The organism is Crenobacter intestini (assembly GCF_004919095.1).
Lineage (GTDB): Bacteria > Pseudomonadota > Gammaproteobacteria > Burkholderiales > Chromobacteriaceae > Craterilacuibacter > Craterilacuibacter intestini.
This window is the reverse complement of the sequence record NZ_STGJ01000013.1, coordinates 42,193-65,158: the sequence shown is the minus strand read 5'-3', so window position 1 is coordinate 65,158 and position 22,966 is coordinate 42,193. Positions and strand designations below refer to the sequence as shown.

24 protein-coding genes are annotated in these 22,966 nt (G+C 66.8%); 14 read left to right on the top strand and 10 right to left on the bottom strand.

Annotation, left to right across the window (positions count from 1 at the left end):
* Window positions 1-158: 158 nt before the first annotated feature.
* Window positions 159-425, top strand: coding sequence for a VF530 family protein (locus E5K04_RS12115; RefSeq protein WP_136554443.1), 267 nt, complete (start codon window positions 159-161; stop codon window positions 423-425).
* Window positions 425-799 carry a nucleotide pyrophosphohydrolase gene (locus E5K04_RS12110; RefSeq protein ID WP_136554441.1) on the top strand — a complete coding sequence of 125 codons (375 nt, stop codon included), beginning with the start codon at window positions 425-427 and terminating at the stop codon, window positions 797-799. The genes E5K04_RS12115 and E5K04_RS12110 overlap by 1 nt, the downstream gene beginning before the upstream one ends.
* Here E5K04_RS12110 and E5K04_RS12105 read toward each other — a convergent pair.
* On the bottom strand, window positions 785-1,984 hold the full coding sequence (locus E5K04_RS12105; protein WP_136554439.1) for an HD-GYP domain-containing protein: 1,200 nt from the start codon (window positions 1,982-1,984) through the stop codon (window positions 785-787). The genes E5K04_RS12110 and E5K04_RS12105 overlap by 15 nt on opposite strands.
* A gap of 449 nt (window positions 1,985-2,433) precedes the next feature.
* On the opposite strand from E5K04_RS12105, the gene pyrB reads away from it, so the two are divergent.
* From pyrB to E5K04_RS12090, 3 genes are all read left to right on the top strand, one after another.
* A complete protein-coding gene (gene pyrB / locus E5K04_RS12100; RefSeq protein WP_136554437.1) occupies window positions 2,434-3,354 on the top strand; it encodes an aspartate carbamoyltransferase in 921 nt (306 codons plus the stop codon).
* 29 nt (window positions 3,355-3,383) lie between these two features.
* Complete coding sequence (gene pyrI / locus E5K04_RS12095; protein ID WP_136554435.1) at window positions 3,384-3,842, top strand: aspartate carbamoyltransferase regulatory subunit; 459 nt, start codon at window positions 3,384-3,386, stop codon at window positions 3,840-3,842.
* Between the two features lie 153 nt (window positions 3,843-3,995).
* The gene (locus tag E5K04_RS12090) at window positions 3,996-4,232 is read left to right on the top strand and encodes a hypothetical protein (RefSeq protein WP_136554433.1); all 237 of its coding nucleotides are present in this window, start codon (window positions 3,996-3,998) and stop codon (window positions 4,230-4,232) included.
* A gap of 4 nt (window positions 4,233-4,236) precedes the next feature.
* Here the strand turns inward: E5K04_RS12090 and E5K04_RS12085 are convergent, their stop codons facing one another.
* Complete coding sequence (locus E5K04_RS12085; protein ID WP_136554431.1) at window positions 4,237-7,722, bottom strand: indolepyruvate ferredoxin oxidoreductase family protein; 3,486 nt, start codon at window positions 7,720-7,722, stop codon at window positions 4,237-4,239.
* 215 nt (window positions 7,723-7,937) lie between these two features.
* On the opposite strand from E5K04_RS12085, the gene rarD reads away from it, so the two are divergent.
* Window positions 7,938-8,843: an EamA family transporter RarD gene (gene rarD, locus E5K04_RS12080; RefSeq protein ID WP_136554429.1), complete on the top strand. Its 906-nt coding sequence runs from the start codon at window positions 7,938-7,940 to the stop codon at window positions 8,841-8,843.
* A 7-nt stretch (window positions 8,844-8,850) separates the two neighbouring features.
* On the opposite strand, the gene E5K04_RS12075 is transcribed toward rarD, so the two are convergent.
* Entirely contained in the window at window positions 8,851-9,642 is a 792-nt protein-coding gene (locus E5K04_RS12075) for an inositol monophosphatase family protein (RefSeq protein WP_136554427.1), read from the bottom strand.
* A gap of 116 nt (window positions 9,643-9,758) precedes the next feature.
* Between E5K04_RS12075 and E5K04_RS12070 the strand changes: the two genes are divergently transcribed.
* A complete protein-coding gene (locus E5K04_RS12070) occupies window positions 9,759-10,484 on the top strand; it encodes a 16S rRNA (uracil(1498)-N(3))-methyltransferase (protein ID WP_136554425.1) in 726 nt (241 codons plus the stop codon).
* Between the two features lies 1 nt (window position 10,485).
* Here E5K04_RS12070 and E5K04_RS12065 read toward each other — a convergent pair whose 3' ends face one another.
* Window positions 10,486-11,043 carry a hypothetical protein gene (locus E5K04_RS12065; RefSeq protein ID WP_136554423.1) on the bottom strand — a complete coding sequence of 186 codons (558 nt, stop codon included), beginning with the start codon at window positions 11,041-11,043 and terminating at the stop codon, window positions 10,486-10,488.
* A 250-nt stretch (window positions 11,044-11,293) separates the two neighbouring features.
* Here E5K04_RS12065 and hutC point away from each other — a divergent pair, with 250 nt between their 5' ends.
* The gene (gene hutC, locus E5K04_RS12060; protein WP_205700357.1) at window positions 11,294-12,004 is read left to right on the top strand and encodes a histidine utilization repressor; all 711 of its coding nucleotides are present in this window, start codon (window positions 11,294-11,296) and stop codon (window positions 12,002-12,004) included.
* Window positions 12,005-12,073: 69 nt separating this feature from the next.
* Here the strand turns inward: hutC and E5K04_RS12055 are convergent, their stop codons facing one another.
* Window positions 12,074-12,619, bottom strand: coding sequence for a DUF2059 domain-containing protein (locus tag E5K04_RS12055; RefSeq protein ID WP_136554419.1), 546 nt, complete (start codon window positions 12,617-12,619; stop codon window positions 12,074-12,076).
* Between the two features lie 101 nt (window positions 12,620-12,720).
* Complete coding sequence (locus tag E5K04_RS12050) at window positions 12,721-13,284, bottom strand: RBBP9/YdeN family alpha/beta hydrolase (RefSeq protein WP_235844364.1); 564 nt, start codon at window positions 13,282-13,284, stop codon at window positions 12,721-12,723.
* Window positions 13,285-13,473: 189 nt separating this feature from the next.
* Here E5K04_RS12050 and E5K04_RS12045 point away from each other — a divergent pair, with 189 nt between their 5' ends.
* Complete coding sequence (locus E5K04_RS12045) at window positions 13,474-14,862, top strand: aminopeptidase P family protein (protein ID WP_136554415.1); 1,389 nt, start codon at window positions 13,474-13,476, stop codon at window positions 14,860-14,862.
* Between the two features lie 126 nt (window positions 14,863-14,988).
* Window positions 14,989-15,450 (top strand): GNAT family N-acetyltransferase, encoded by a 462-nt coding sequence (locus E5K04_RS12040; RefSeq protein WP_136554413.1) that lies wholly within the window; start codon window positions 14,989-14,991, stop codon window positions 15,448-15,450.
* Between the two features lies 1 nt (window position 15,451).
* On the opposite strand, the gene E5K04_RS12035 is transcribed toward E5K04_RS12040, so the two are convergent.
* The gene (locus E5K04_RS12035) at window positions 15,452-16,852 is read right to left on the bottom strand and encodes an MATE family efflux transporter (RefSeq protein ID WP_136554411.1); all 1,401 of its coding nucleotides are present in this window, start codon (window positions 16,850-16,852) and stop codon (window positions 15,452-15,454) included.
* 153 nt (window positions 16,853-17,005) lie between these two features.
* On the opposite strand from E5K04_RS12035, the gene E5K04_RS12030 reads away from it, so the two are divergent.
* Window positions 17,006-17,920, top strand: coding sequence for a LysR substrate-binding domain-containing protein (locus E5K04_RS12030; RefSeq protein ID WP_136554409.1), 915 nt, complete (start codon window positions 17,006-17,008; stop codon window positions 17,918-17,920).
* Here E5K04_RS12030 and E5K04_RS12025 read toward each other — a convergent pair.
* Together E5K04_RS12025 and E5K04_RS12020 are read right to left on the bottom strand one after the other, a co-directional pair.
* Window positions 17,893-18,519, bottom strand: coding sequence for a YbhB/YbcL family Raf kinase inhibitor-like protein (locus E5K04_RS12025; protein ID WP_136554407.1), 627 nt, complete (start codon window positions 18,517-18,519; stop codon window positions 17,893-17,895). The two genes, E5K04_RS12030 and E5K04_RS12025, sit on opposite strands and share 28 nt — an antisense overlap.
* A gap of 101 nt (window positions 18,520-18,620) precedes the next feature.
* Entirely contained in the window at window positions 18,621-19,040 is a 420-nt protein-coding gene (locus tag E5K04_RS12020; RefSeq protein WP_136554405.1) for a hypothetical protein, read from the bottom strand.
* An 88-nt stretch (window positions 19,041-19,128) separates the two neighbouring features.
* Between E5K04_RS12020 and E5K04_RS12015 the strand changes: the two genes are divergently transcribed.
* Both E5K04_RS12015 and E5K04_RS12010 read left to right on the top strand, forming a co-directional pair.
* A complete protein-coding gene (locus tag E5K04_RS12015) occupies window positions 19,129-19,707 on the top strand; it encodes a phosphatase PAP2 family protein (RefSeq protein WP_205700356.1) in 579 nt (192 codons plus the stop codon).
* A gap of 98 nt (window positions 19,708-19,805) precedes the next feature.
* Complete coding sequence (locus tag E5K04_RS12010; protein ID WP_136554401.1) at window positions 19,806-20,735, top strand: bestrophin family protein; 930 nt, start codon at window positions 19,806-19,808, stop codon at window positions 20,733-20,735.
* On the opposite strand, the gene E5K04_RS12005 is transcribed toward E5K04_RS12010, so the two are convergent.
* A complete protein-coding gene (locus tag E5K04_RS12005; protein WP_136554399.1) occupies window positions 20,732-21,274 on the bottom strand; it encodes an antibiotic biosynthesis monooxygenase in 543 nt (180 codons plus the stop codon). The two genes, E5K04_RS12010 and E5K04_RS12005, sit on opposite strands and share 4 nt — an antisense overlap.
* 409 nt (window positions 21,275-21,683) lie before the next feature.
* Between E5K04_RS12005 and E5K04_RS12000 the strand changes: the two genes are divergently transcribed.
* Complete coding sequence (locus E5K04_RS12000) at window positions 21,684-22,940, top strand: DUF3427 domain-containing protein (RefSeq protein ID WP_168929219.1); 1,257 nt, start codon at window positions 21,684-21,686, stop codon at window positions 22,938-22,940.
* The last annotated feature ends 26 nt before the right edge of the window (window positions 22,941-22,966 follow it).

Genomic DNA, 22,966 nt, shown 5'->3' with positions numbered 1-22,966 from the left:
ATGCGGGCTCTGCCTGAGAGCTGGGGGCAGTTTGGGCTTAACTTGCATTCCATTGCGATGCGAAGCCCCTGTTAGCAAGGCCTTGAGCCGGTGTGTTCATTCCCGGCCCGGCACCATCCATCCTCATCCGGCGCGCCTGCGCTGAACGAATATCCGCCATGAATACTCCGCAACCCGGCAACCCGCTGCACGGCGTCACGCTCGAGCGCATCCTGACCGAACTGCAAACGGCCTACGGCTGGCCGACGCTGGCGAGACGCATCGAGATCCGCTGTTTCAGCCACGAGCCCAGCATCAAGTCCAGCCTGAAGTTTCTGCGCCGCACGCCGTGGGCGCGCACGCAGGTCGAGGCGCTGTATCTGGAATTGCTGCGCGAGCGCGCTGCGGATTCCCGGCCGCGCCTGTTTTCGCGCAAGGAGAAGTGATGCGGGAAGACGGGGAGAAGGGCGACGCGCCGCTGCTCGAGGTATCCGCCCTGTGTGGGGCGTTGCAGCGTTTCGCGGATGAGCGCGACTGGCAGCGCTTCCATACGCCGCGCAACCTTGCGCTCGCGCTGGTCGGTGAAGTCGGCGAGCTCGCCGAGATTTTCCAGTGGAAGACCGACGCGGAGGCGGCGTCGATCGGCGACGACCCCGCCGCGTTCGAGCATCTGGGCGAGGAGATTGCCGACGTGCTGCTCTACCTGGTCCGTCTCGCGCAGGTCACCGGCATCGACCTGCCGCACGTGGTGGCCGACAAGCTCGCCAAGAACGCGCAGAAGTACCCGGCGCCGGGCCTGGCCGGCTCACAGGAAGCGTAAAGGGTCGAGCCGCCATTTTTCCGCAGACTCGTGGCGGACGATCCTGTCCTGGCTGCGGGTGAGGTCGACCAGTTCGGGCGGGATGTGCGCGTTGCTCTTGCTGCTGAAAAACACCTTCACCAGCGGGCTGATCAGGCTGCTTTCGTTCTGCTCGACGACCACGCCCAGCCGGCCGCTTTCCAGGATCACCAGCGTGCCGACCGGGTAGATGCCGATGCAGCGCATGAAAGCCTGCACCAGCTTGGGGTTGAAGTGGAACTTCGACCATTCGTAGATCTTGCGCAGCGCGTCGGTCGGCGTCATTCCCTTGTGGTAGCAGCGGTCTGAGGTCAGCGCGTCGTAGACGTCGACGATGGCGGCCATCTGGCCGAGCATCGAGATCTGGTCGCCCTTGAGGCCGGCCGGGTAGCCGCTGCCGTCGTGCCGTTCGTGGTGCTGCGCGGCGACTTCGACCGATAGCGGCGAGATGCCCGACGTCTGCTCGAGGATGCGCTGGCTTTCAACGACGTGGCACTTGATCACCGCGAATTCCGCCTCGGTCAGCTTGCCCGGCTTGTTGAGGATCTCGTCCGGTACCTTCATCTTGCCGATGTCGTGCAACATGCCGCCGATGCCGGCCAGGTGGATGCTCTGCTTGTCCATCCCCATCGCGTTGCAGAAGCTGACCATCAGCGCGCCGACGCTGACCGAATGGCGGAAGGTGTAGTCGTCCTTGTTCTTGATCCGGCACAGCGAAAGCAGCGCGCCGTTGTTGCGCAGGATCGACGAGGTCATGCGTCCGACTACCGGTTCGACTTCTTCCAGTTCGACCTGCTTGCCCAGCCTGACGTCGCGCATGATGTCGAAGACGATGCGGTGGGCCTGTTCGTGGATGACCCTGGCCTGCTGCAGTTCGGCACCGGCTTCCAGCTTCTGCGGCAACGCCTGTTCGCGCGCGGCGAACGCGGTCATCTCGCTCTCCAGCCGCTCGCGCACCTCGCTGACGGTCGGCGCGTGAGAGACGTCCAGCCCGCGCAGGGTGTCGATGTAAACCTCGTGAATGCCGCTGGCGGCGATCTTGGCGATCGCGGACTCGTCGCGGACCAGGAAGCGCTGCATCAGGAAGGGGTGTGACATCCAGTCGCAGTTCAGGTCGTGGATGTACATGCCGACCTTGAGGTCGTCAACTTGGATGCACTTGATCATGGCGGGGACGACTTTGTGGTTGTTATCAACAGCTTTACCAACAGGAGGCCCGGCTGATTTTACGGGGTTTTTACCTGTTTGTTATGGTTGGCTGAATCTTGCTACCAAAAGTGGGTGAATTGGTGTTTTTGTTGAGTTTTTGTTGCTTTGTTGTTATGTAATGCTTTTTGGATTGGTTTTTTTCGACGTTTTGTTTCGTTTTTGCGACGACAAGGCTGGTTTTTCACGGTTAAAGTGATTAGAATTACGCGGTTTGTTCGGACGACCCCCGCAATGTTGAAAATTCTTCAAGTGAAACAAGGGCTTGCTGACCGCTTCGGCGGCGCAGACGCATTGTTTCCCGCATTGCCCGGGCCCAACCGGATCCACAAGAAAAGCTCCTGATTTTATCAGGGGCTTTTTTTTTAAGTATTAATAAGAGCGTGCGAGAAACCCTAAGGAGCGTGAACATGGCTAACCCGCTGTACCGCAAACATATCATTTCCATCCCCGACTTCAGCCGCGAGGAGCTGGAGCTGGTGGTCGAGACTGCCGGCCGCCTCAAGCGCGAGCCGCGCAACGACCTGCTGAAGGGCCGCCTGATCGGCAGCTGCTTCTTCGAGGCGTCGACCCGCACCCGCCTGTCGTTCGAAACGGCGGTACAGCGTCTGGGCGGCACCGTGATCGGTTTCGCGGACGGTGGCAACACTTCGGCCAAGAAGGGCGAGACCCTGGCCGACTCGCTGAAGATCATCGGTTCGTACACCGACGCGGTGGTGATGCGCCACCCGAAAGAGGGCGCCGCCCGTCTGGCCAGCGAATTTTCCGAAGTGCCGATCATCAACGGCGGCGACGGCTCGAACCAGCACCCGACGCAAACCCTGCTCGACTTGTTCTCGATCTACGAGACGCAGGGCCGCCTAGACGGGCTGACCGTCGCCTTTGTCGGCGACCTCAAGTACGGCCGCACCGTGCACTCGCTGACGCAGGCGTTGTCGCTGTTCGGCGCGCGCTTCTACTTCGTCGCGCCCGAGGCGCTGGCGATGCCGGATTACATCTGCGAAGAGCTCGACGAGAAGGGCATCGAGTACACCATCGTCAACTCGCTCGACGACGTGGTCCCGCAGGTCGACATCCTGTACATGACCCGCGTGCAGCGCGAGCGCTTCGACGAGGCCGAGTTCAAGAAGATCCAGGGCAAGTACATCCTGAAGGTGGACATGCTCAAGGGGGCGCGCACCAACATGAAGGTGCTGCACCCGCTGCCGCGCGTGGACGAGATCGAGGTCGACGTCGACGCGACCCAGCACGCGTACTACTTCCAGCAGGCCAAGAACGGCGTGTACGCCCGTCAGGCGCTGCTGTCGCTGGTGCTCAACGAAAACGTCTGAACCGAACCGGGAACTAGAAAGGATACGCCATGCAATACACCCGTACCGTCGAAGCGCTGAAAGAGGGCACCGTGATCGACCATATCCCGGCCGGTCAGGGGCTGAAGATCCTGCGCCTGTTCCGTCTGGCCGACACCGGCGAGCGCGTGACCGTCGGCCTGAACCTGGTCAGCCGCCATATGGGCAGCAAGGACATCATCAAGGTCGAGAACATCGCGCTGACCGAAGACCAAGCCAACGAGCTGGCGCTGTTCGCGCCGCAGGCGACGGTCAACGTGATCGAGAACTTCGAGGTGGTGAAGAAGCACAAGCTCGAGCTGCCGGAGACCATCGAGGGCATCTTCTCCTGCCCGAACTCGAACTGCATCTCGCATAACGAACCAGTTAGCAGCTTTTTCTATGTCAAAGCCGGTAAAAATGACACGAAAATGCGCTGCAAGTATTGCGAAAAGTCCTTCAGTAAGGATATCGTTGCCGAAGTGCGCTAAGTCGTACCAAGGGAATAGAGAGAAATATCAAGAGCAGACGCTGCGCAAGACAGCCTAAGCCAGAGTCAAAAGCGCCACGGTTCGCCGTGGCGCTTTTGCTTTTCCGGCACGCCGTTTGCTAGGAAAGCCCGGTCTACCAGACCAGGGGCTCCCATGCCACCCATCCAGACTTTGCACGCCGCAAGCCAAGAAGAAGGCCGTACCCGCGAATTGCTGATGTTCAATACGCCGCGCTCGGTCCGTGCGCGCGAAATCGTCCGCCAAGACGGGGGACGGCTGTGGCTGGTCGAGCGTTACGACGCGGAGCTTTGCCAGTGGCTGCGGCGGGCCGCGTGCGCGGACGCGGCCGCCGTGTTCGAGCAGGTCGAGCGGCTGGCGGCCGTGGGCTGACCGCCTAGGCTGCGCTCTGCTGGCTGTCCGTCGCCGCGAGTTGCGTGCGCAGCGCCAGCTGCGCCTCGCCGACCTCACGCCAGCTGGCCGCCTTCACATGGCCGTAGCCGCGCACGTGCTGGTAGCTCTCCAGCAGCCGGCACGCCGTCTCCAGCGTGGCGGGGGACAGGCCGGACAGCACGGCGTCGGCGTCGCGCTCGAAGCGCGACACCAGCTCGCGTTCAAGCTTGCGGTCGGCCTGGTGCGCGAACGGGTCGAAGGCGGTGCCGCGCAGGAAGCGCAGCCTGGCGAGCAGGCCGAGCGCGTGAAGCAGCCACGGGCCGAAGCTGCGCTTGCGGCCGTCTTTGGGGGCGAGCCACGCCGGCGCCAGCTGGAAGACGACTCGGTAGTCGCCCTCGAACTGTTTCTCCAGCGATTGCCGGAACTCGGGCTGGCTGTACAGGCGCGCCACTTCGTACTCGTCCTTGCTGGCGAGCAGCTGGTAGTAACTGCGCGCGACGGTGCAGGCGAGGCGGGTGCTGCCCGGCGCGCACGCTTCTTCCGCCGCCTGTACCCGTTCGACCAGCGCGCGGTGGCGGCTGGCCAGCGCGGCGTTCTGGTACGCGGTCAGTTCGTTGCCGTAGCGCTGCAGCAGCGCATGCGGTGTTTCACGTGGAACGAAGTGGACGACGTTGGCGCGGGTGACGCGGCGCGCGATCTCATCGGGCTGGTGGGCGGCGTGGCGTCCCCAGGTGAAGGCGGCGAGGTTGAAGTCGACCGCGTTGCCGTTGATGCGGATCGCCTCGGCGATCGCCTGCCGCGACAGCGGTACCAAACCGAGCTGCCACGCGTAGCCGAGCATGAACATATTGCTGGCCAGCGCGTCGCCCTGCAGCGCGACGGCGGTCGCCGTCGCGTCGACCTCGTACACATGGTCACGGCCGACCGCGGCGGCGAGGGTGTCGAGCATCGCCTGCGCCGGGAAGCCCTGGTCCGGGTTGCGCAGGAAGGCGCTGGTCGGCGACTCGAAACGGTTGACCACGACCCGGCTGAACCCCTCGCGCAGCTTGGCGAGCGCCTCTTCGGCCGCGCCGACCACCAGGTCGCACGCGAGCACCAGGTCGGCGTCGCCGGCGGAGATGCGCACCGCGTGCAGCGCCTGCCGGTCCGGCGCGATGCGCACGTGCGACCACACCGAGCCGCCTTTCTGTGCGAGCCCGGCCATGTCGAGCACGGTCACGCCGGCGCCGTCCACCCACGCTGCCATGCCGAGCACCTGGCCGATGGTCACCACCCCGGTGCCGCCGACGCCGGCGATCATGATGCCGTACGGGCGGTCGAGCGCGGGCAGGGTGGGCTCCGGCAGCGGCGGCAGCGAGTCAGCGCTCAGCGTGTCCGCCGCCGGCCGGCGCAGCCTGCCGCCCTCGACGATGACGAAGCTCGGGCAGAAGCCTTCGACGCAGCTGTAGTCCTTGTTGCAGCTTGACTGGTCGATGCGCCGCTTGCGGCCGAACGGCGTCTCGACCGGCAGCACCGACAGGCAGCCGGATTTCTGCGAGCAGTCGCCGCAGCCTTCGCATACCCGCTCGTTGATGAAGGCGCGTTTCGCCGGGTCGGGGTACTGGCCCTTCTTGCGGCGGCGGCGCTTCTCGGCCGCGCAGGTCTGGTCGTGGATCAGCACGGTGACGCCGGCCGTCTCGCGCAGCTCGCGCTGCAGAGCGTCGAGCTCGCGGCGGTGGAAGACCTCGACGCCGGGTGCGAGCGAGGCGAGCAGGCCGTGCGCGACACGGTATTTCTCCGGCTCGTCGCTGGTGATCACGATGCGCGCGACGTTCTCGGCGGCGAGCTGGCGGGTGATCATCGGCACGTCGAGCGGGCCGTCGACATGCTGGCCGCCGGTCATCGCCACCGCGTCGTTGTACAGCAGCTTGTAGGTGATGTTGACGCCGGCGGCGACCGAGGCCCGGATCGCTAGCAGGCCGCTGTGGAAATAGGTGCCGTCACCCAGGTTGGCGAACACGTGGCGGGTACGGGTGAACGGCGCCTGGCCGATCCACGGCACGCCTTCGCCGCCCATCTGGCTGAAGGTCTTGGTGTCCGGGTCTATCCACGTCGCCATATAGTGGCAGCCGATGCCGGCCAGCGTGCGGCTGCCCGCGGGCACGCGGGTGCTGGTGTTGTGCGGGCAACCCGAGCAGTAGTGCGGCAGGCGCGCGAGAGTCTGCCGTGGCCGGGTCAGCTGCGCTTCCTTGTCCGCGTAAAAGCGCAGCCGGTCGTGGATGTTCACGCTGTCGACGATATTGGCGAGGCGGTCGGCGATCGCGCGCGCGATGCGCGCCGGCGTCAGCTCGCCGGCGGCCGGCAGTAGCCAGTCGCCGTGCGGCAGCGTCCATTCGCCCTTCTCGGCGAACTTGCCGACCACGCGCGGGCGCACGTCCTCGCGCCAGTTGTACAGCTGTTCCTTCAGCTGGTACTCGATGATCTGCCGCTTCTCCTCGACGACCAGAATTTCCTCCAGCCCCTCGGCGAACTGGCGGATGCCTTCCGGCTCGAGCGGCCAGGTCATGCCGACCTTGTAGATGCGCAGGCCGATGTCGGCGGCGAGCGCGTCGTCGATGCCCAGGTCGTCGAGCGCCTGGCGCACGTCGAGGTAGCTCTTGCCGGTGGTGACGATGCCGAGCCGCGCGTTCGGCGAGTCGAGCACCACGCGGTTGAGGCGGTTGGCGCGCGCGTAGGCGAGCGCCGCGTACAGCCGGTGGTGCAGCAGGCGTTCTTCCTGCGCGAGCGGCGGGTCCGGCCAGCGGATCGACACGCCGCCGTCCGGCAGCGGGAAGTCGGCGGGCAGCACCGGCGCGAAGCGTTCGGGCGACACGTCGACGATGGCGCTGCTCTCTATGGTGTCGGTCACCGCCTTCAGCGCGACCCAGCAGCCGCTGTAGCGGCTCATCGCCCAGCCGTGCAGGCCGAAGTCGATCACTTCCTGCACGCCGGAGGGGTTGAGCACCGGGATCATGCTGGCGGCGAGGATGTGGTCGGACTGGTGCGGGAAGGTCGACGACTTGGCGGCGTGGTCGTCGCCGCACACCAGGAGCACGCCGCCCGACGGGCTGCTGCCGGCGGCGTTGCCGTGCTTGAGCACGTCGGCCGAACGGTCGACGCCGGGGCCCTTGCCGTACCACATCGAAAAAACGCCGTCGACGGTGGCGCCCTCGAACAGCCCGAGCTGCTGGGTGCCCCATACCGCCGTCGCCGCCAGGTCCTCGTTGATGCCGCGGCGGAACACCACGTCGTGCGCGCGCAAGGGCTCGGCGGCCGCCTCCATCGCCAGGTCGACGCCGCCCAGGGGCGAGCCCCGGTAGCCGGTGACGAAGCCGGCGGTATTCAGGCCACGGGCGCGGTCGTGGTCGCGTTGCAGCATGGTCAGCCTGACCAGTGCCTGGATGCCGCTCATCAGTACCAGCCCGGTCGGCTGCAAGTACTTGTCGGCGAGGGTCGCATGTCGGATCGACATGTTTGCTCTCCTGTCGGTCGCGCTTGTGGCGCGGTGCGTGGAACGAAGCCTTGCTTATTTGTAGTGGGTAGGCGGGGGAAGGCCAGAGGGCGGCGGCAAATCGCCGGATTTTTAATGTTTATTGCATTTTTATGGAGGAAGATGCCAATGGGCGTCATGATTGGCGCGCGGCGGCTGTGCTAGAGTGGTTTCCTGTCGTTTTCCGCCTGTCCATCATGTCCACCCAATCGCTCGAGGCCCGTCGCGGCCTGATGTTCGCCGCCGGCGCCTACCTGTGCTGGGGCCTGTTCCCGCTTTACTGGAAGCCGTTGTCGCAGGTGCCGGCGCTGCAGATCCTGTGCCACCGCATCGTGTGGTCGGCGCTGTTGCTGGCGCTCGTCCTTGCCGTGCGCGGCGGCTGGGGCTGGCTGGCCGAGTCGCTGCGCGACAGGCGCAGGCTTGGCCTGCTCGCGCTGTCGGCCGGCATGCTGTCGGCCAACTGGCTGATCTATATCTGGGCGGTCACCCATAACCGGGTGGTCGAGGCGAGCCTCGGTTACTTCATCAACCCGCTGGTCAACGTGCTGATCGGGCGGATGGTGCTCGGCGAGCGGCTGACGCGGCCGCAGGCGATGGCGGTCATCGTCTCGGCGCTGGGGGTGGGGTGGTTGACGCTCACTGCCGGCACGCTGCCGTGGATTGCCTTGCTGCTCGCGGTGAGCTTCGGCGTGTACGGCTTGCTGCGCAAGACCGCGCGGCTGCCGTCGCTGGAAGGGCTGGCGCTGGAGACCTGGCTGCTGTTCCCGCTGGCGTTCGCGGGCCTCATGTGGTTCGAGTCCGAGGGGACGGGTGCCTTCCTGCATGGCGCGCCGCTGGACGACTGGCTGCTGGTCGGCGGTGGCATCGTGACGACGCTGCCCTTGCTGATGTTCGCGTCCGGCGCGCGCCGGTTGACGCTGACCACGCTGGGGCTGATGCAGTACATCTCGCCGACGCTGCAGTTCCTGCTTGGCGTCTGGCTGTACCACGAGCCGTTCGGCGGCAGCCGCATGTTCGGCTACGCGTTGATCTGGAGCGCGCTGGCGATGTATTCGGGCAGCAGCCTGTACGGGCTGTGGAAACAGCGCGGCCAGCGCGCGTGACAGCTTGTTACTGGTTGGCGCGCACCCAGCGCAGCCACTGCTCGAACAGTTCGGGGTCGATCGCGGCGACCGCCGAGCGCTTCCACGGCTCGCCGTGCCAGTAGTCGTCACCGTCGAGCGACACCACCCGGCCGCCGGCTTCTTCGAGAATCAGGCAGCCGGCCGCGTAATCCCATAGCCTTTGCCCGCCGTGCAGGTAGATGTCGTAGCGGCCGGCGGCGAGGTAGCACCAGTCGAGCGTGCTCGAACCCATATTGCGCTGGCTCGCGCACGGCGCGACGCTGTGCAGGCGGGCGGTCAGCCGCGCCGAGCGCAAATACTTGAGGTCGATGCTGGCCACCGCGTCGGCGATCGGTTTGGCGGTCTTCTTTAGCGGCAGGCGCACCCCGTTCAGGTGCGCTCCTTCGCCACGGCACGCGTAGAACATCTCGTCGAGTACCGGGTTGTAGATGACGCCCAGTTCGCTGCGGCCGCCCTTCATCAGCGCGACCGAGATCGCGAAATACGGCAGGCCGTTGACGAAGTTGGTGGTGCCGTCGATCGGGTCGACCACCCACAGCCCGTCCGGGTGCGCCGCCCACAGCGCCTCCTGCTCCTGTTCGGTCATTTCCTCGCCGAGCACTGGGTAGGGCAGGATGGTTGGCAAGAGCCGGCCGAGCGCGTGCTGGCAGGCGAGGTCGGCTTCGGTGAACAGCGTGCCGTCGTCCTTGCGGTGCGAGCCGACGCGCAAGAAGCGCGGCATGACCTCGGTCTGGGCGACTTCACGGACCACGCTGATGACCTGTTCGACGGCTTGCATGCAGGGCTTTCCTTTATGTGGGCCGGCGGTTTGCCGGCGCTGCGCGCTTATAATGGGCGCTGTTTTCATCGCGGCGCCGGATGCGGCGGCCGCTTTTTTCACGGGTTGCCCCAATCATGCCAAGGTTTTATGTCGGAACGCTACTGGGTGCGGGTCAGGAGTTGTCCCTGCCCGACACCGTGGTGCGCCATATCCAGGTGCTGCGCCTGCAAGCGGGCGACGCGCTGACCCTGTTCAACGGCGACGGCGGCGAGTACCCGGCGACGCTGTTGTCGCTGGGCAAGCGCGACGCGCGCTGCCTGATCGGCGAGCGCAGCGAGACCAGCCGCGAGAGCCCGCTGTGGCTCGGCCTCGCGCAGGCGATCTCGTCCGGCGACCGCATGGAGTTCACCCTGCAGAAGGGCGTCGAGATGGGGGTCAGCGTGTTCCAGCCCTTGTCGACCGAACGCTCCATCGTCCGCCTGTCCGGCGAGCGCGCGCAAAAGCGCGTCGAGCGCTGGCAGGAGATCGTGCTGTCGGCGTGCGAGCAGTGCGGCCGCAACACGCTGCCGGAAGTGCGGCCGATCCTGACCCTGCGTGAGTGGCTGGCCGCTTTGCCGGCGGCCGACGCGCAGCTGGTGTTGTCGCCGCTGGGCAAGCGGCGGCTGGCGGACATGGCGGCGGCGCCGTCCAGGGTGTGGCTGATGGCGGGGCCGGAAGGCGGGTTGTCGGCGCAGGAGGAGGCGCAGTCGCTGGACGCGGGCTGGCAGGCACTGGGGCTGGGCCCGCGCATCCTGCGCACCGAGACCGCCGCGCTGGCGGCCGTCGCGGCGATGCAGACGCTGTGGGGCGATTACCGCTGAGTCAGCTTTCGCGGTAGACGAGGTGGCGCTGGTACAGCAGCTCGTTGCTGGCCAGTACTGCCGGCAGTGCATCCGGCTGCACGCGGTCGAACACGAAGCGGCGGCCGGCGACCGACAGCGTGGCCGGGATCGGCGCGTTCTCGTAGCGGCCGATCACTTCGTCCGAAGGCTGCGGTTCGCTGCCCTCGGGTAGCGTCACGCCGCCACTGGCGGCGGGCGCGTTCTCTTCCGCGTCGAACGACCAGTCGCGCGCGTCCTGCGCCGGCGCGTTGGCCGGCGTCACCTGCTTGAGCCAGACCAGCAGCAGCCATTGCGGCAGCAGCGCCTTGTGCACGCGCTTGTCGTCGGTGATCACGCAGGTGACCTTGAACGAGTGGTTGCACTGGGTGCAGCGGGCGACGGCGATGATGAACAGCCTGTCCTGGACCAGCGCCGCTTCCCCGATCATGTTTTCCGACTGCACCAGTGTCTTGCAGTGCGGGCAATGCTTGGCGAAACGGCTGATCGAAGCGCCGTTGGCGAAGCGGATCGGCAAAAAGCGGGAAATCTGTCCTGGCATGGGTCCTGACCAAAGGCAAACGTGCGCCCATTATACCCGAAAGGGGGTGGGGCGCCGGTTCGGCAGCGCGGCGGTTCCACGTGAAACCCGGCGGCCAATTTATGACCAAGCAATCTATAGGCCAACGTCAAATGGCAAAGCAATTTTATGTTCGTTTTGTTTGATTTTGGACAATAGTGTGCTGTTTGGTCGTGGCCTCCGGCCGTGGCTTGATGTTAAGAATGGCGCAGGCAAGAGATTGGACTTCACCGTGAAACAGCCCGCCGTTCCCCGTTACCAGCGCATCAAGGCGCACCTGCTCGAGAGCATCCACCAGGGGCACTACCAGCCCGGCACCAAGATTCCGCCCGAGCTCGAACTGGCCAAGGCCTTCGAAGTGTCGCGCATGACCGTCAACAAGGCGATCCACGAACTGGTCGAAGACGGCGTGCTGCTGCGCTTCGCCGGCGACGGCACTTATGTGGCCGAGATCAAGGCCGAGGCGCCGCTGATGGAAGTCAGCAATATCGCCGCCGAGATCGAGCAGCGCCAGCACGCGCACGCGTCGCGGGTGGTCGCGCACCGCGCGCTGGAGGCGGACGAGGCGCTGGCCAGGCGCATGGAGATGGCCATCGGCGACACCGTGTATTACTCGTTGATCGTGCACTCGGAGGACGACCTGCCGGTGCAGCTCGAGGAGCGCTACGTGAACCCGAACTGGGCGCCGGGCTATCTCGAGCAGGACTTCAGCCTCACCACGCCGAACGCCTTCCTGATGAGCAACAGCCCGCTGACCGCGGTCGAGCACAGGGTGCGCGCGGTGCTGCCCGAGGGGCGCGAGCGCGAGCTGCTGCAGGTGGACGCCGACGAGCCCTGCCTGCTGGTGCTGCGCCAGAGCTGGGCGCACCGCTGCCTGGTCGCGTACGCGCGGCTGTTGCACCCCGGCAGCCGCTACACCCTGCACTCGCACCTGAAGATGTAGCCTGCCACGGGCAGACTCCAGACGTAAAAAAGCCTCCGCTTGCGGAGGCTTTTTGCATGCGGCAAAAGCTTACTTGCCGACCACGCTCTTCGCGTAGTTGGCGGCGGCGGCTTCCATCTTGCCGCTGAGCGCCTTCTCGGCACCCTTCATCGTCTCGGCGGCGACCTTGGTCATCACCTGCTCGTTGGTTTGCGCCCACTTCTGGCCGGCCGGCGACTTCACGAATGCGGTCACCTGTTTCACTTCCTCGGTGGTGAACGCTTCGCCGTACTGCTTGACCAGCGCCTGCTCGAACTGCTGCTTGGTCGACGCGGCGTCGAAGTAGTCCTTCACCAGCTTGCCCTGGGTTTCGGCGTAGCCCTTCATGCCGTCCTGCATCTTCTTCTGCTGGGCCGGGGTCAGCTTGATCTTGTTGTCGACCAGGTACTTCTCGAGCATCGGCAGCGAAGCGGAGAACGCGCGCTGGGCGAGTGCCGGCAGCATGTTCTGCATATTGGTGGCCTGGACCAGCTCCTTGACCGCGGCCGTATCGGCCGCCGGCGCAGCCTGGGCCATCATCGGGGCAGCCAGGACCACGGCGGACAGCAAGGCGGCGAGACGGCGTTGAGTGAACATGAAGTTTCCTTTGTGTGGGTGGACATGGCAGGCGGCCAGTTTGTCACCGCTGCCGGGCAAGGTCAAAGCCAAGGGCAGAGGGTGGCGGCCGGACTTACCATTCAAGCAGCACAGGTGGGGACTTGCACGCCTTCCTTCAAGATGGCCAGCTCGGCAAAGCCCTCGTCCCAGCGCGCGTGGCCGGACGCGGCGTTGATATGGCCGGCTCCCGGCAGCACCGACAGCGGCGCGCCCCAGGCGTCGGCGAGCATCTGGGCACGCTCGATCCGGCAGAACGGGTCGTCGTCGCTGGCGACCACCCGCGCCGGGAAGGGCAGGCGGCTGTTCGGCAGCGGCGCGAAGTCCAACAGCGGTGCCGGCGCGCCGGCGCGCTCGACGTCGGCCGGCGCGACCAGCAGCGCGGCCGCGACGCCGGCGCCGCCGAAGCGTGCACTATAGTGGGCGAGCGCGACGCAGCCCAGACTGTGCGCGACGACGATCGCCGGGCGGCGGCAGGCGGCGAGTTCGGCGCGCAGCGCGTCGACCCAGTCGTCCAGCTGCGGCAACTGCCAACTGGCTGGCTGCGGACGGCGCGCGCCAAGTTGCTGCTGCCAGTGGCTCTGCCAGTGGCCGGCGGGCGAGTCGTTCCAGCCGGGCTGGATCAGGTAGTCGAAGTCTGTAGGCATGTGCGGCATCTCCTTGTCCGCACCCAGCGTATGCGCAAACCGATATTTCCAGAAGGAATGAAATATCAGTTGTTTATTCCATATGGTTTTACGTGGTGGGCCGCAGGCTGGCATCCGCCCCGCCGTGCGTGCTAACGTGCAAGATTGGATACAAAAGACAGCTCCGGCTGCCCTGACAAGGACCCGACCATGTTTGCTGCTGAAGTCTACGCCGCGCGCCGCGCGCGGCTCGCCGAGGCCGGCCTCGACGGCCTGCTGTTGTTTGTCGGCAACGTCGACGCGCCGATGAACTACGCGCACAACCCTTACCCCTTCGTCCAGGATTCGAGCTTCCGCTACTTCTTCGGCCTCGACATGCAGGGGCTCGCCGGCGTGGTCGACGCGCAAAGCGGCGAGGCGGTGCTGTTCGGCGACGAGCCGGACGTGGCCGACATCGTGTGGACCGGGCCGGTGCCGTCGCTTGCCGAGCGCGCCGCCAAGGCCGGCATCGCCGCGACGCGCCCGTACGCCGAGCTGCTCGAAGCGCTGGCCGAGGCGCGCGCCGCCGGCCGCGCCGTCCATTACCTGCAGCCTTACCGCGGCGAGACCCGCCTCGAGCTCGCGCGCCTGTTCGGCGTCAGCCCGGCCGAGGCGGGCGGGGCGTTCTCGCACCCGCTGACCCACGCCGTGGTCGCGCTGCGCGAAATCAAGGAAGCCGGCGAAGTCGCCGAGATCGAACAGGCGCTGGCGGTGACCCGCCAGATGCACCTCGCGGCGATGCGTACGGCTAAGGCCGGCGTGCCCGAATACCAGGTGGTCGGCGCGATGGAAGGGCTGATGCGCGCGCACGACCTGCACCTCGCGTACCCGAGCATCTTCTCGCGCCGCGGCGAAGTGCTGCACAACGAACACCACCGCGGCGTGCTGCAGGCGGGTGACCTTGCGCTGAACGACACCGGCTGCACCTCGGCCGGCGGCTACGCGAGCGACATCACGCGTACGCTGCCGGTCGGCGGCCGCTTCAGCGACCGCCAGCGCGAGATCTACGACACGGTGCTGGCGATGCAGCTGGCGGTGATCGACGCGCTGCGCCCGGGCGTGCGCTACCTCGACATGCACAAGCTGGCCGCGAAGGTAATGGTCGAGCGCATGGCCAGACTCGGCTTCTTCCACGGCGACGCGGATGAAATCGTCGAGTCCGGCGCGTACGCGATCGCCTTCCCGCACGGCCTGGGCCACCAGATCGGCCTCGACGTGCACGACATGGAAGCGCTGGGCGAAGACCTGGTCGGCTACGGCGAAGGGCTGTCGCGCAGCCCCTTGTTCGGCATGGGCTATCTGCGCCTGGCCAAGACGCTGCGCGAGGGCATGGTGATCACTGTCGAGCCGGGCGTCTACTTCATCCCGGCGCTGATCGAGGCGTGGCGCGCCGACGGCCTGCACGCCGGCATGATCGACTACGCGCGCTTCGCCGAGTACGCCGGCTTCGGCGGCGTGCGCATCGAGGACAACGTGCTGATCACCGCCGACGGCTGCCGCGTGCTCGGCGAGCCGATCCCGAAGACCGCCGACGAGGTCGAGGCGGCGATGGCCGGCTAAGACCCGCCGCGCTGGCATGTCCGCCACAGGCCGCCCCACCGGGCGGCCTTTTTGCGTGCGCGGCGCTTGCGCGCGCCGACAGGCGCGGCATAGCCTGAAGGCGGACCTTGTACCGGAAGAGCTGCCATGAGCCGAGACGTGAGAATACGCAGTGCCGACGGGCAGGACATCGACGCGATCCTGCCGCTGTTCACCGCCTACCGGGTGTTCTACGGGATGGACCCGCGCGCCGGCGACAGCTGGGTGTTCCTGGTCGACCGGCTGGCCGACGGTTCGGCCAGCGTGCTGCTGGCCGAAGACGAGGAGGGCGCCGGGCTGGGTTTCGCGCTGTGCTACCCGAGCTTCGATTCGCTGTCACTCGCGCCGCAACTGATCCTGCACGACCTGTTCGTCGAGCCGGAGGCGCGTGGCCACGGCATCGGCCGCGCCTTGCTGGACGCCGTGCAGGAACTCGCCCGGGAGACGGGCGCCTGCGCGGTGGTGCTGCAGACCGCGCACGACAACACGGCGGCGCAGGCGCTGTACCGCGCGGCCGGCTACCGGCGCGACGAGGTGTTCGACAGCTATCGGCTCGAGTTGCCCGCCTGACTCACAGCCGCGCGCCGGCCTGCAGCGCCCGGATGCGCCCGGCGAGCCGGTATTGCGACAGCGCGCCGATCAGCAGCAGGCCGGCGCACATCCCCCACCACACGCCGGCGCCGCCCAGGCCGTGGCGCGACAGCAGCCACGCCAGCGGCAGGCCGAAGCCCGCGCAGCCGGCCGCGTAGATCAGCATGCTGGCGCGCGCGTCCTTCAGCGCGCGCAGCATGCCGCCGGCGAGCGCCTGCCACGCGTCGAGCACGAACATCAGCGCGGCCGGCAGCAGCAGCGCCAAAGCTGCCGTGCGCGCGGCGTCCACCCCCTCGCGGCCGTCGGGCAGGAACAGCGCGATCAGCGGCAACGGCATCGCCAACAGCAGTAGCGCCGCCACGCAAGACCAGCCAATCGCCAGCCACAGCCCGCAGCGGCTGTAACGGCGCACCTGCGCCCAGTCGCCGGCGCCGGCGGCCTGGCCTGCGCGCATCGACGTCGCGTACATTAGGCCCAAGGGCACCATGAAGCTCGCGATCACCAGCTGGATCATGCTCTGGTGCGCGGCCAGCTGCGCGGCGCCCAGCGCGCCCATCAGCCACGCGCCGACGTTGAACAGGCCGCTCTCCAGCCCCAGCGTCACGCTGGTCGGCACGCCGACGCGCAGCAGCGGGCCCAGCGCGGCGAAGTCGCGCCGGGTGAAGCGCGCGAACAGCGGGTAGCGGCGGAAGGTCGGGTGCCAGGCCACCACCGCGCTGAAGGCGAGCCCCATCCAGCCGTAGGTGAGCGCCGCCGACAGCGCGACGCCGTACACGCCCAGCCACTGCGACAGCGCCCAGCCGGCGATGGCCGAGAACGCCAGCGCGCTGAAGGTGATCACCGGCACCGGCCCGGGGCGGCCGACGCCGGCGGCGAAGCTGCGCAGCGCGAGGAACAGCAGGCCGAACGGCATGCCCCACACCAGCACGCGCAAGAAGTCGCGGGCGATCAGCGCGGTGTGCGCGTCCTGCCCCAGCCACAGCATCAGCGGGTGGATGTTCCACAGCAGCACGCCGAAACCGAGCGACGCAGCGGCGGCCAGCAGCAGGCCGGCGCGCACCGCGGCGACCACGTCGCGGCGGCGGCCGGCGCCGTGGTGGATGGCGACCAGGTTGCCGGCTGCGGCCACCAGCCCGAACGCCAGCACGTAGCACAGGTAGAAGGTCGACAGCGCCAGCGCGCCGCCGGCCAGCGCCTGCGCGCCGAGCCGGCCCATCAGCAGGGTGTCGATGAACAGGATGCCGGTTTGCGCGAACTGCGACAGGATCAGCGGCTTGGCCAGCACACCGATGCCGCGCGCGTCGTGCATGAAGCGGCTGCATCGGAACCAGGCGAGCGCGCGGGCAGGACGGGGCAGGGTGGAGAAGGCGGCGTTGAACATGGCGGATCACGCAAAAAAAATGCGGCCAGCCACGACTAACGCGCGGTCGGCCGCGATGGAGGGGGAGAATCGGACTTCCAGCTTAACGGGCTGCGCCACCGCGCCGCAAAGCAGTAATATGCATGCCTAGCATGCAAGAAACGCATACCTGACATGGCCCGTCAGCCCCCGCTCAACGCGCTGCGCGTGTTCCTCGCCGCCGCCGCCACCCGCTCGTTCACCCGCGCCGGCGAACAGCTATTCCTCACCCAGGGCGCGGTCAGCCGCCAGGTGCAGACGCTGGAGACGTTCTACGGCACGCCGCTGTTCGTGCGCGGCCGCCGCGGGCTCACCCTCACGCCGGAGGGCGAGGCGCTGTACGCGCCGGTGCGCGACGCCTTCGACCGCCTGCAGGCGGCCAGCGAAGCGCTGAAACGTCGGCAGGGCGACTTGCGGGTACGCAGCCCGGCGACGCCGGCGATGCGCTGGCTGTTGCCCAACCTGCCGTCGTTCCAGCAGCTCTACCCCGAGTACACGGTGCATCTGATCACCCAGCTCGACCCCGACCTGCCGTTCAACCGCGCCGAGTACGACCTGGCGATCGTCGGCCTGCGCGACGGCGAGCTGCCGGCCGGCCTCGCCGGCGAGCGCATCGCGCAGGAAGAGCTGGTCGCGGTGTGCGCGCCGGCGCTGCTCGCGCGCACGCCACTCAAGGTGCCGGCGGACCTGGCGCGCCACACGCTGCTGCACCCGTGGCGCGGCGACGACACCTGGGCGCGATACCTCGACAAGCTCGGGGTGGCGGGCGAGGTGGACACCGCGCGCGGCGTCACCTTCGACACCCAGGAATACGCGCTGGCCGCCGCGCTGGGCGGCATGGGAGTGACGCTGGCGCAGCGCTCGATGATCGCGGGCGAGCTCTCCAGCGGGCGGTTGCTGATGCCGTTTTCCGAGCGCCTGTACACCGAGTGGGCGTACTACCTGGTCTACCCGCGCGAGAACGCCGGCCAGCCCAAGCTGGCGGCGTTCCGCGACTGGCTGCTCGGCGTGCTCGGCGCGCCTCAGGCGAGCGCCGGGTTGAGCGTGTAGGTGCCGGTCAGCGTGGCGCTGGCCAGCATGTGCGGGCGCACCGCCGCCAGCACGGCGTTGCCGGAGAAGGCTTCGCCCATGGGCAGCCGCTCGCAGTCGAGCGCGTACAGCGTGAACACGTAGCGGTGCACGCGCGCGTCGTTCCACGGCGGGCACGGGCCGTCGTAGCCGTAGTAGTCGCCGGCCATCTCGCTGTCGCCGGCGTTCCAGCCGGTGTAGTCGTTCAGGCCGTGGCGCATGCCGCCGGGCGCTGCCGGCCCCGGCTTGCCGCGCGGCGTCACCTCGCGGCTGTGGCCGCCCTCGGCGATGCCGCGCACGTTTTCGGGGATGTCGACCAGCAACCAGTGGAAGAAGTCGGCGCGCGGCAAGTCGGCGGCGATGGTGCGCCCCTCGACGTTGACGTCGGTGGCGACGCTTGGCGCGTCCGGGTCGTGGCACACCAGCGCGAACGAGCGGGTGCCGGCCGGCACGTCCTGCCAGGACAGTTCGGGGTTGAGGTTGCTGGAGAGTTTCAGGTGGTGCTGCGGGTCGGGGACCGCGAACGCGCATTTGCCGGGGATCCGGCCGCCGTCGCTGAAGGTCTGGCTGCTCAGTTGCATCGCACACTCCTTGTCAGGGGAAAGGCTGCGGCGTGCCGTCGGCACGCCGTCGCCCACAGTATGCGGCAGCCGGCCCGGCTTTGCCGTTCCACGTGGAACAATCAGAACGGCAGCGGGCGTTTGCTGGCGGGGCCACCCAGCTTGTGGTTGTCTTCCAGTACCGTGTAGGCGGCGGCGCCGGCGGCGATCAGCGCGTCGGCGCCGGGCTGGCCGGCGAAGGCGAGCGCCGGGTCTAGCTGCAGCAGCGCGCGGCGCGCGGCGGTGCACAGCTTGACCGCGACGTCGAAGTCGGCGCTGGAGAGCACGTTGCCGTTGCGCAGCTTGGCCGCGTACACGCGGCACATCTGCGCGTACTGGCGCGCGGTGTCGTGGCCGGTGAAGCCGTCGGCGGCTTCCAGCGCGTCGAAGGCGGCGAGCACCGCCTGGCAGGCGGCCTGCGCGCGAGCATGGCGTTGCTGGGCGGCGGCGCGCGCCGCCGCTTCGCCGTTCTGGGGGGAGGCGGGTTTTTGCTTGCGGGCCATCGCGGGCGTCCTTGTACGGTTCGGCGGGCCGTCATTGTAACGGATGGCGGCGCTGGCGGCGGCGGCGCCGCTCGGCCATGATGAGCGGATGTGGCACTTCCTGACCAACGCCGGCGACTCGGCGGTAACCCTGCCCGCCGCGCTGGCGATCGCGCTGGCGCAGGCCGTGCGCGGTCACCTGCGCAGCGCGGGTCTCTGGCTGTTGCTGCTGGGCGCGGGCGGCCTGCTGGTGCTGGCGAGCAAGCTCGCCTTCATAGGCTGGGGCGTCGGCGTGCCGGCGCTGCGCTTTACCGGCGTCAGCGGGCACAGCTATCTCGCCGCCGCCGTGCTGCCGGTACTCGGCCGCCAGTTGTGGCCGCGCGACAGCGCGCGCGCCTTCTACGGCCAGTTGGCCGGCGTGCTGCTGGCGCTGTTGGTCGGCGTGTCGCGGCTGATGATAGGCGTGCATTCGGTGTCCGAGGTGGCCAGCGGCCTCGCGCTCGGGCTGTGGGTGTCAGCCGGCTACCTGAAGGCCTGCGAAGACGCGGGCACCTTGCCGATGCGCCGGCTGATCGTCGCCGGCGGCGTGCTGGTGTCGGCCGGCGTACTGTTCGGCCTGCAGTCGCCGTCGCACGCGCTGGTGGTGCACCTCGCGCATTACCTGGCCGGGCGCGGCCACGACTGGTAGCGTTTGCCGTCGCGCGCCACGCGCGGGCAGATTCGCGCCGCGCGCAAGGCGAACGCCCGTCGCGCCACCTATGCTGCCGCTTTTGCCGGCTGCCCCGCATGATCGTCCTGCCCCACCGCCACTGGTTGCGCCTGCTGTTCGCCGGGCGCGGCTCGGTATTGCCGCGCCTGTTGCCCCGCCTCGCGCTGATCGGCGGCGTGTCCTGCCTTGCGCTGTGGCTGCGCCCGTGGTGGCCGCTGCACGCCGGCGGCAGCAGGCTGACCGTCTCCGCGTTCACGCTGATGGGGGTGACGCTCGCGCTGTTCCTCGGCTTTCGCAACACGGTCAGCTACGAGCGCTACTGGGAAGGCCGCAAGCTGTGGGGCACGCTGCTTAACAGCTCGCGCTCGCTGGCGCGGCAGATGCTGTGCTTCACGCCGCACCCAGAGGTGAGCGAGGCACGCTGCCAGTTCGTGCGCGGCGTGGCCGCCTTCGCGCAGGCGCTCGCCCACCACCTGCGCGGCAGCGACGCCGGCGCCGACCTCGAACGCCTGCTGCCGACCGACGCCTGCGAACGGCTGGCGCGCGCCGACAACCGGCCGCTGATCGTGCTGTTGTGGCTAGGCAAGATGGCGAGCGGCCTGCAGCAGCAGGGCCGGCTTGAAATGCTGCAACTGCAGTTGCTGGAGGCCCACCTCAACACCTTGAGCGAGGTGCAGGGCGGCTGCGAGCGCATCGCCGGCACGCCGTTTCCTTATACCTACCGCGTGCTGCTCACCCGCACCGTCAGCGTGTACTGCCTGCTGCTGCCGTTTGCGCTGGCCGCCAGCATCGGCTGGTGGACGCCGCTGATCGCCTGCTTCATCGCGTACACCTTCTTCGCGCTGGACGAGATCGGCGGCGAGATCGAAGAGCCGTTCGGCGTCGAGCCGAACGATTTGCCGCTGTTTTCCCTCAGCTACAACATCGAGGCGTCGCTGCACGAAATGCTGCAGGAGCCGATGCGCGTGCTGCCGCCGCCGCCCGAGCGGCGCTTCAACCTGATCTAGCGGCCGGCCAGCGAGGCCGGCAGCGGCGGCGCCAGCCAGCGGCGCAGCTTGCGGCTGACGAAGGGGATCACCACGCCGACCATCAGCGGCGTCAGCATCAGCGTCGAGATCAGCACCCGCCACAGCAGCGGAAACTGCGATAGCCAGTCGCCCAGCACGCCGTTGAGCGCGAGCGACACCGGAAAGAACGCCAGCCACACCGCGATGGTTTGCTTCCAGCGCGGCGGCGGCGCGGCAAACCAGCCGTCCAGCCCGCGCGCGCACTGCGCCTCGCTCGCCTGCACCAGGTGGGTGCCACCTGCCAGCCACGCGCCTCGTTCCGGGTCGTGCAGCCACGCGGCGAGGCTGGCCTCGTCGGCGAAGCGGAACACGATCTGCCAGGCGTCGCCGCCGGCCGGCGGCGAGAACAGGCCGGCGCCGAGAAAGCCCGGCCGGGTGGCGGCCAGCGCCTCCCCGGTGCGCATCCAGCGCAGGAATTCATCGTGGTGCGCCGCGTCGACGCGGCGCGACAGCAAAAAGGTCAACGGTTCGGCGGGCATGGTGTGCTCCTTGCGGTCAGCGTCCGCGCGCCGGGATGGTGGCGGCGGACCCGCCCCCGGATGTGGGGGCGCTTGATCTTAAGCAAGAAGTGGCCCTACGGGAAGAACATTGGCATGATTATGCGCACCCACGAGGTAGGCACACCACATTGTTTGCTCATGTGTAACTACTGAAGTGGGCTGCAGAGGAGTAGCACAGTAAAGTCAGACAGTGTAAATGAGAGGTCAACTACATGTAGTCACTAATTATCTATATGCATATTGCAGCCGAAAGAGCTACGTCATAAGCTGTGGTTAAACATATAGGATATATTGCATGGTAAGCAGTGATCTCTCAGTGTCTATTGGCCCTAGCGGCCGTATTCATCAACTTCGGCATCACCTATCCGGGTTGACCGAGCAGCATGTATTGACGGTACTGGAAAATTTTAGCTTGGAGCATGCAGCCCAGTATGGCTACTCCGACTCCACTGATTACGACCTGTTACACAATAGCCAGCGTTATCCTCCGAAGGCCGTGCTAGGTTTGGCTGTGGGGCAACTACTGGGTCAGCCGCTATCGTCTAATTCATTTACCGGAGGCCTGAGATCGCCATGTTTTTCTATTCTGCAGGGGCTGGGATTTCAGATCGTGCCCAAGCCAGTATTACAACGCTACCAGCGCTATAGCCGGCACGACATCTCCCAACTGTTTGAGCCAGGCTGTATTTTTACCCCTGGTGCAGGGCGCTGGGGCATATCTGGTATTGTGGACTCGCCCAAGGGCAGCGGACATTTTGTATTTTTGGTGACACTAGGTGAGCCTACCGAAGGCAACCCGTACCAAGATTCTATCACCGAAGATGGCTACCTGATTTGGGAGTCGCAAAACAGGCATGACTTTCACTCATCTGTGATTCAGCAACTACTGCAGCATGACCCCAACCAACGTAATATCCACCTTTTTTTGCGTGGCAACCGTACCGATCGTTATGCCTATATGGGGGTGCTAGCTTATCACCAGCATGACCCGCAGTTGGTCAGGCCTGTGCATTTTATTTGGCAGATTCAAAACTGGGATCTAAGCACCAACCAGCTACATGAAATGGGGCTACCGTATCGACCAGCGCTTAATCCGCTGTACTGTCCACCAATTATGTTGCCTCCAACGTTACAGCTTCAGCGAGTGGAGCCGCCTGTGGCTACCCCCGTGGCTATTCGAGGCAAATCCAAGCGCAGCCAGGCCAATGTGATTGATTGGGCCGCCCGTGACGAGCGCAACCGCGGCCTTGGCTTGTGTGGCGAGCTATTGGTACTTCAATACGAAATTGACCGCTTGACTCAGCAAGGCTGCAACGACCTGGCACAGCAGGTACAACACGTAGCTCTGCATAATGCTGCAGCCGGCTATGATATTGCGTCCTACCATCCAGACGGTCGTCCAAAATTGATAGAAGTAAAATCCACACAGGGCCCCGCTGACACAGCATTTTACATCTCAGCTAACGAGATCAACGCAGCCAAAGAACAGCCGGACGCCTACGTGATCTACCGTGTGTACGGCTTACATTTTCAGGCCAGCAGCGTGCAATTTTTTGAACTACCGGGTGCGGTGGAGCAACATTGTCAGTTGGAGGCAGTGAGTTTTAGGGCGCAGGTTGGGAGAGGGACTGCTGCGCTTGGTTAGCGAGGAAGCGGCACTTAAATGCGTCC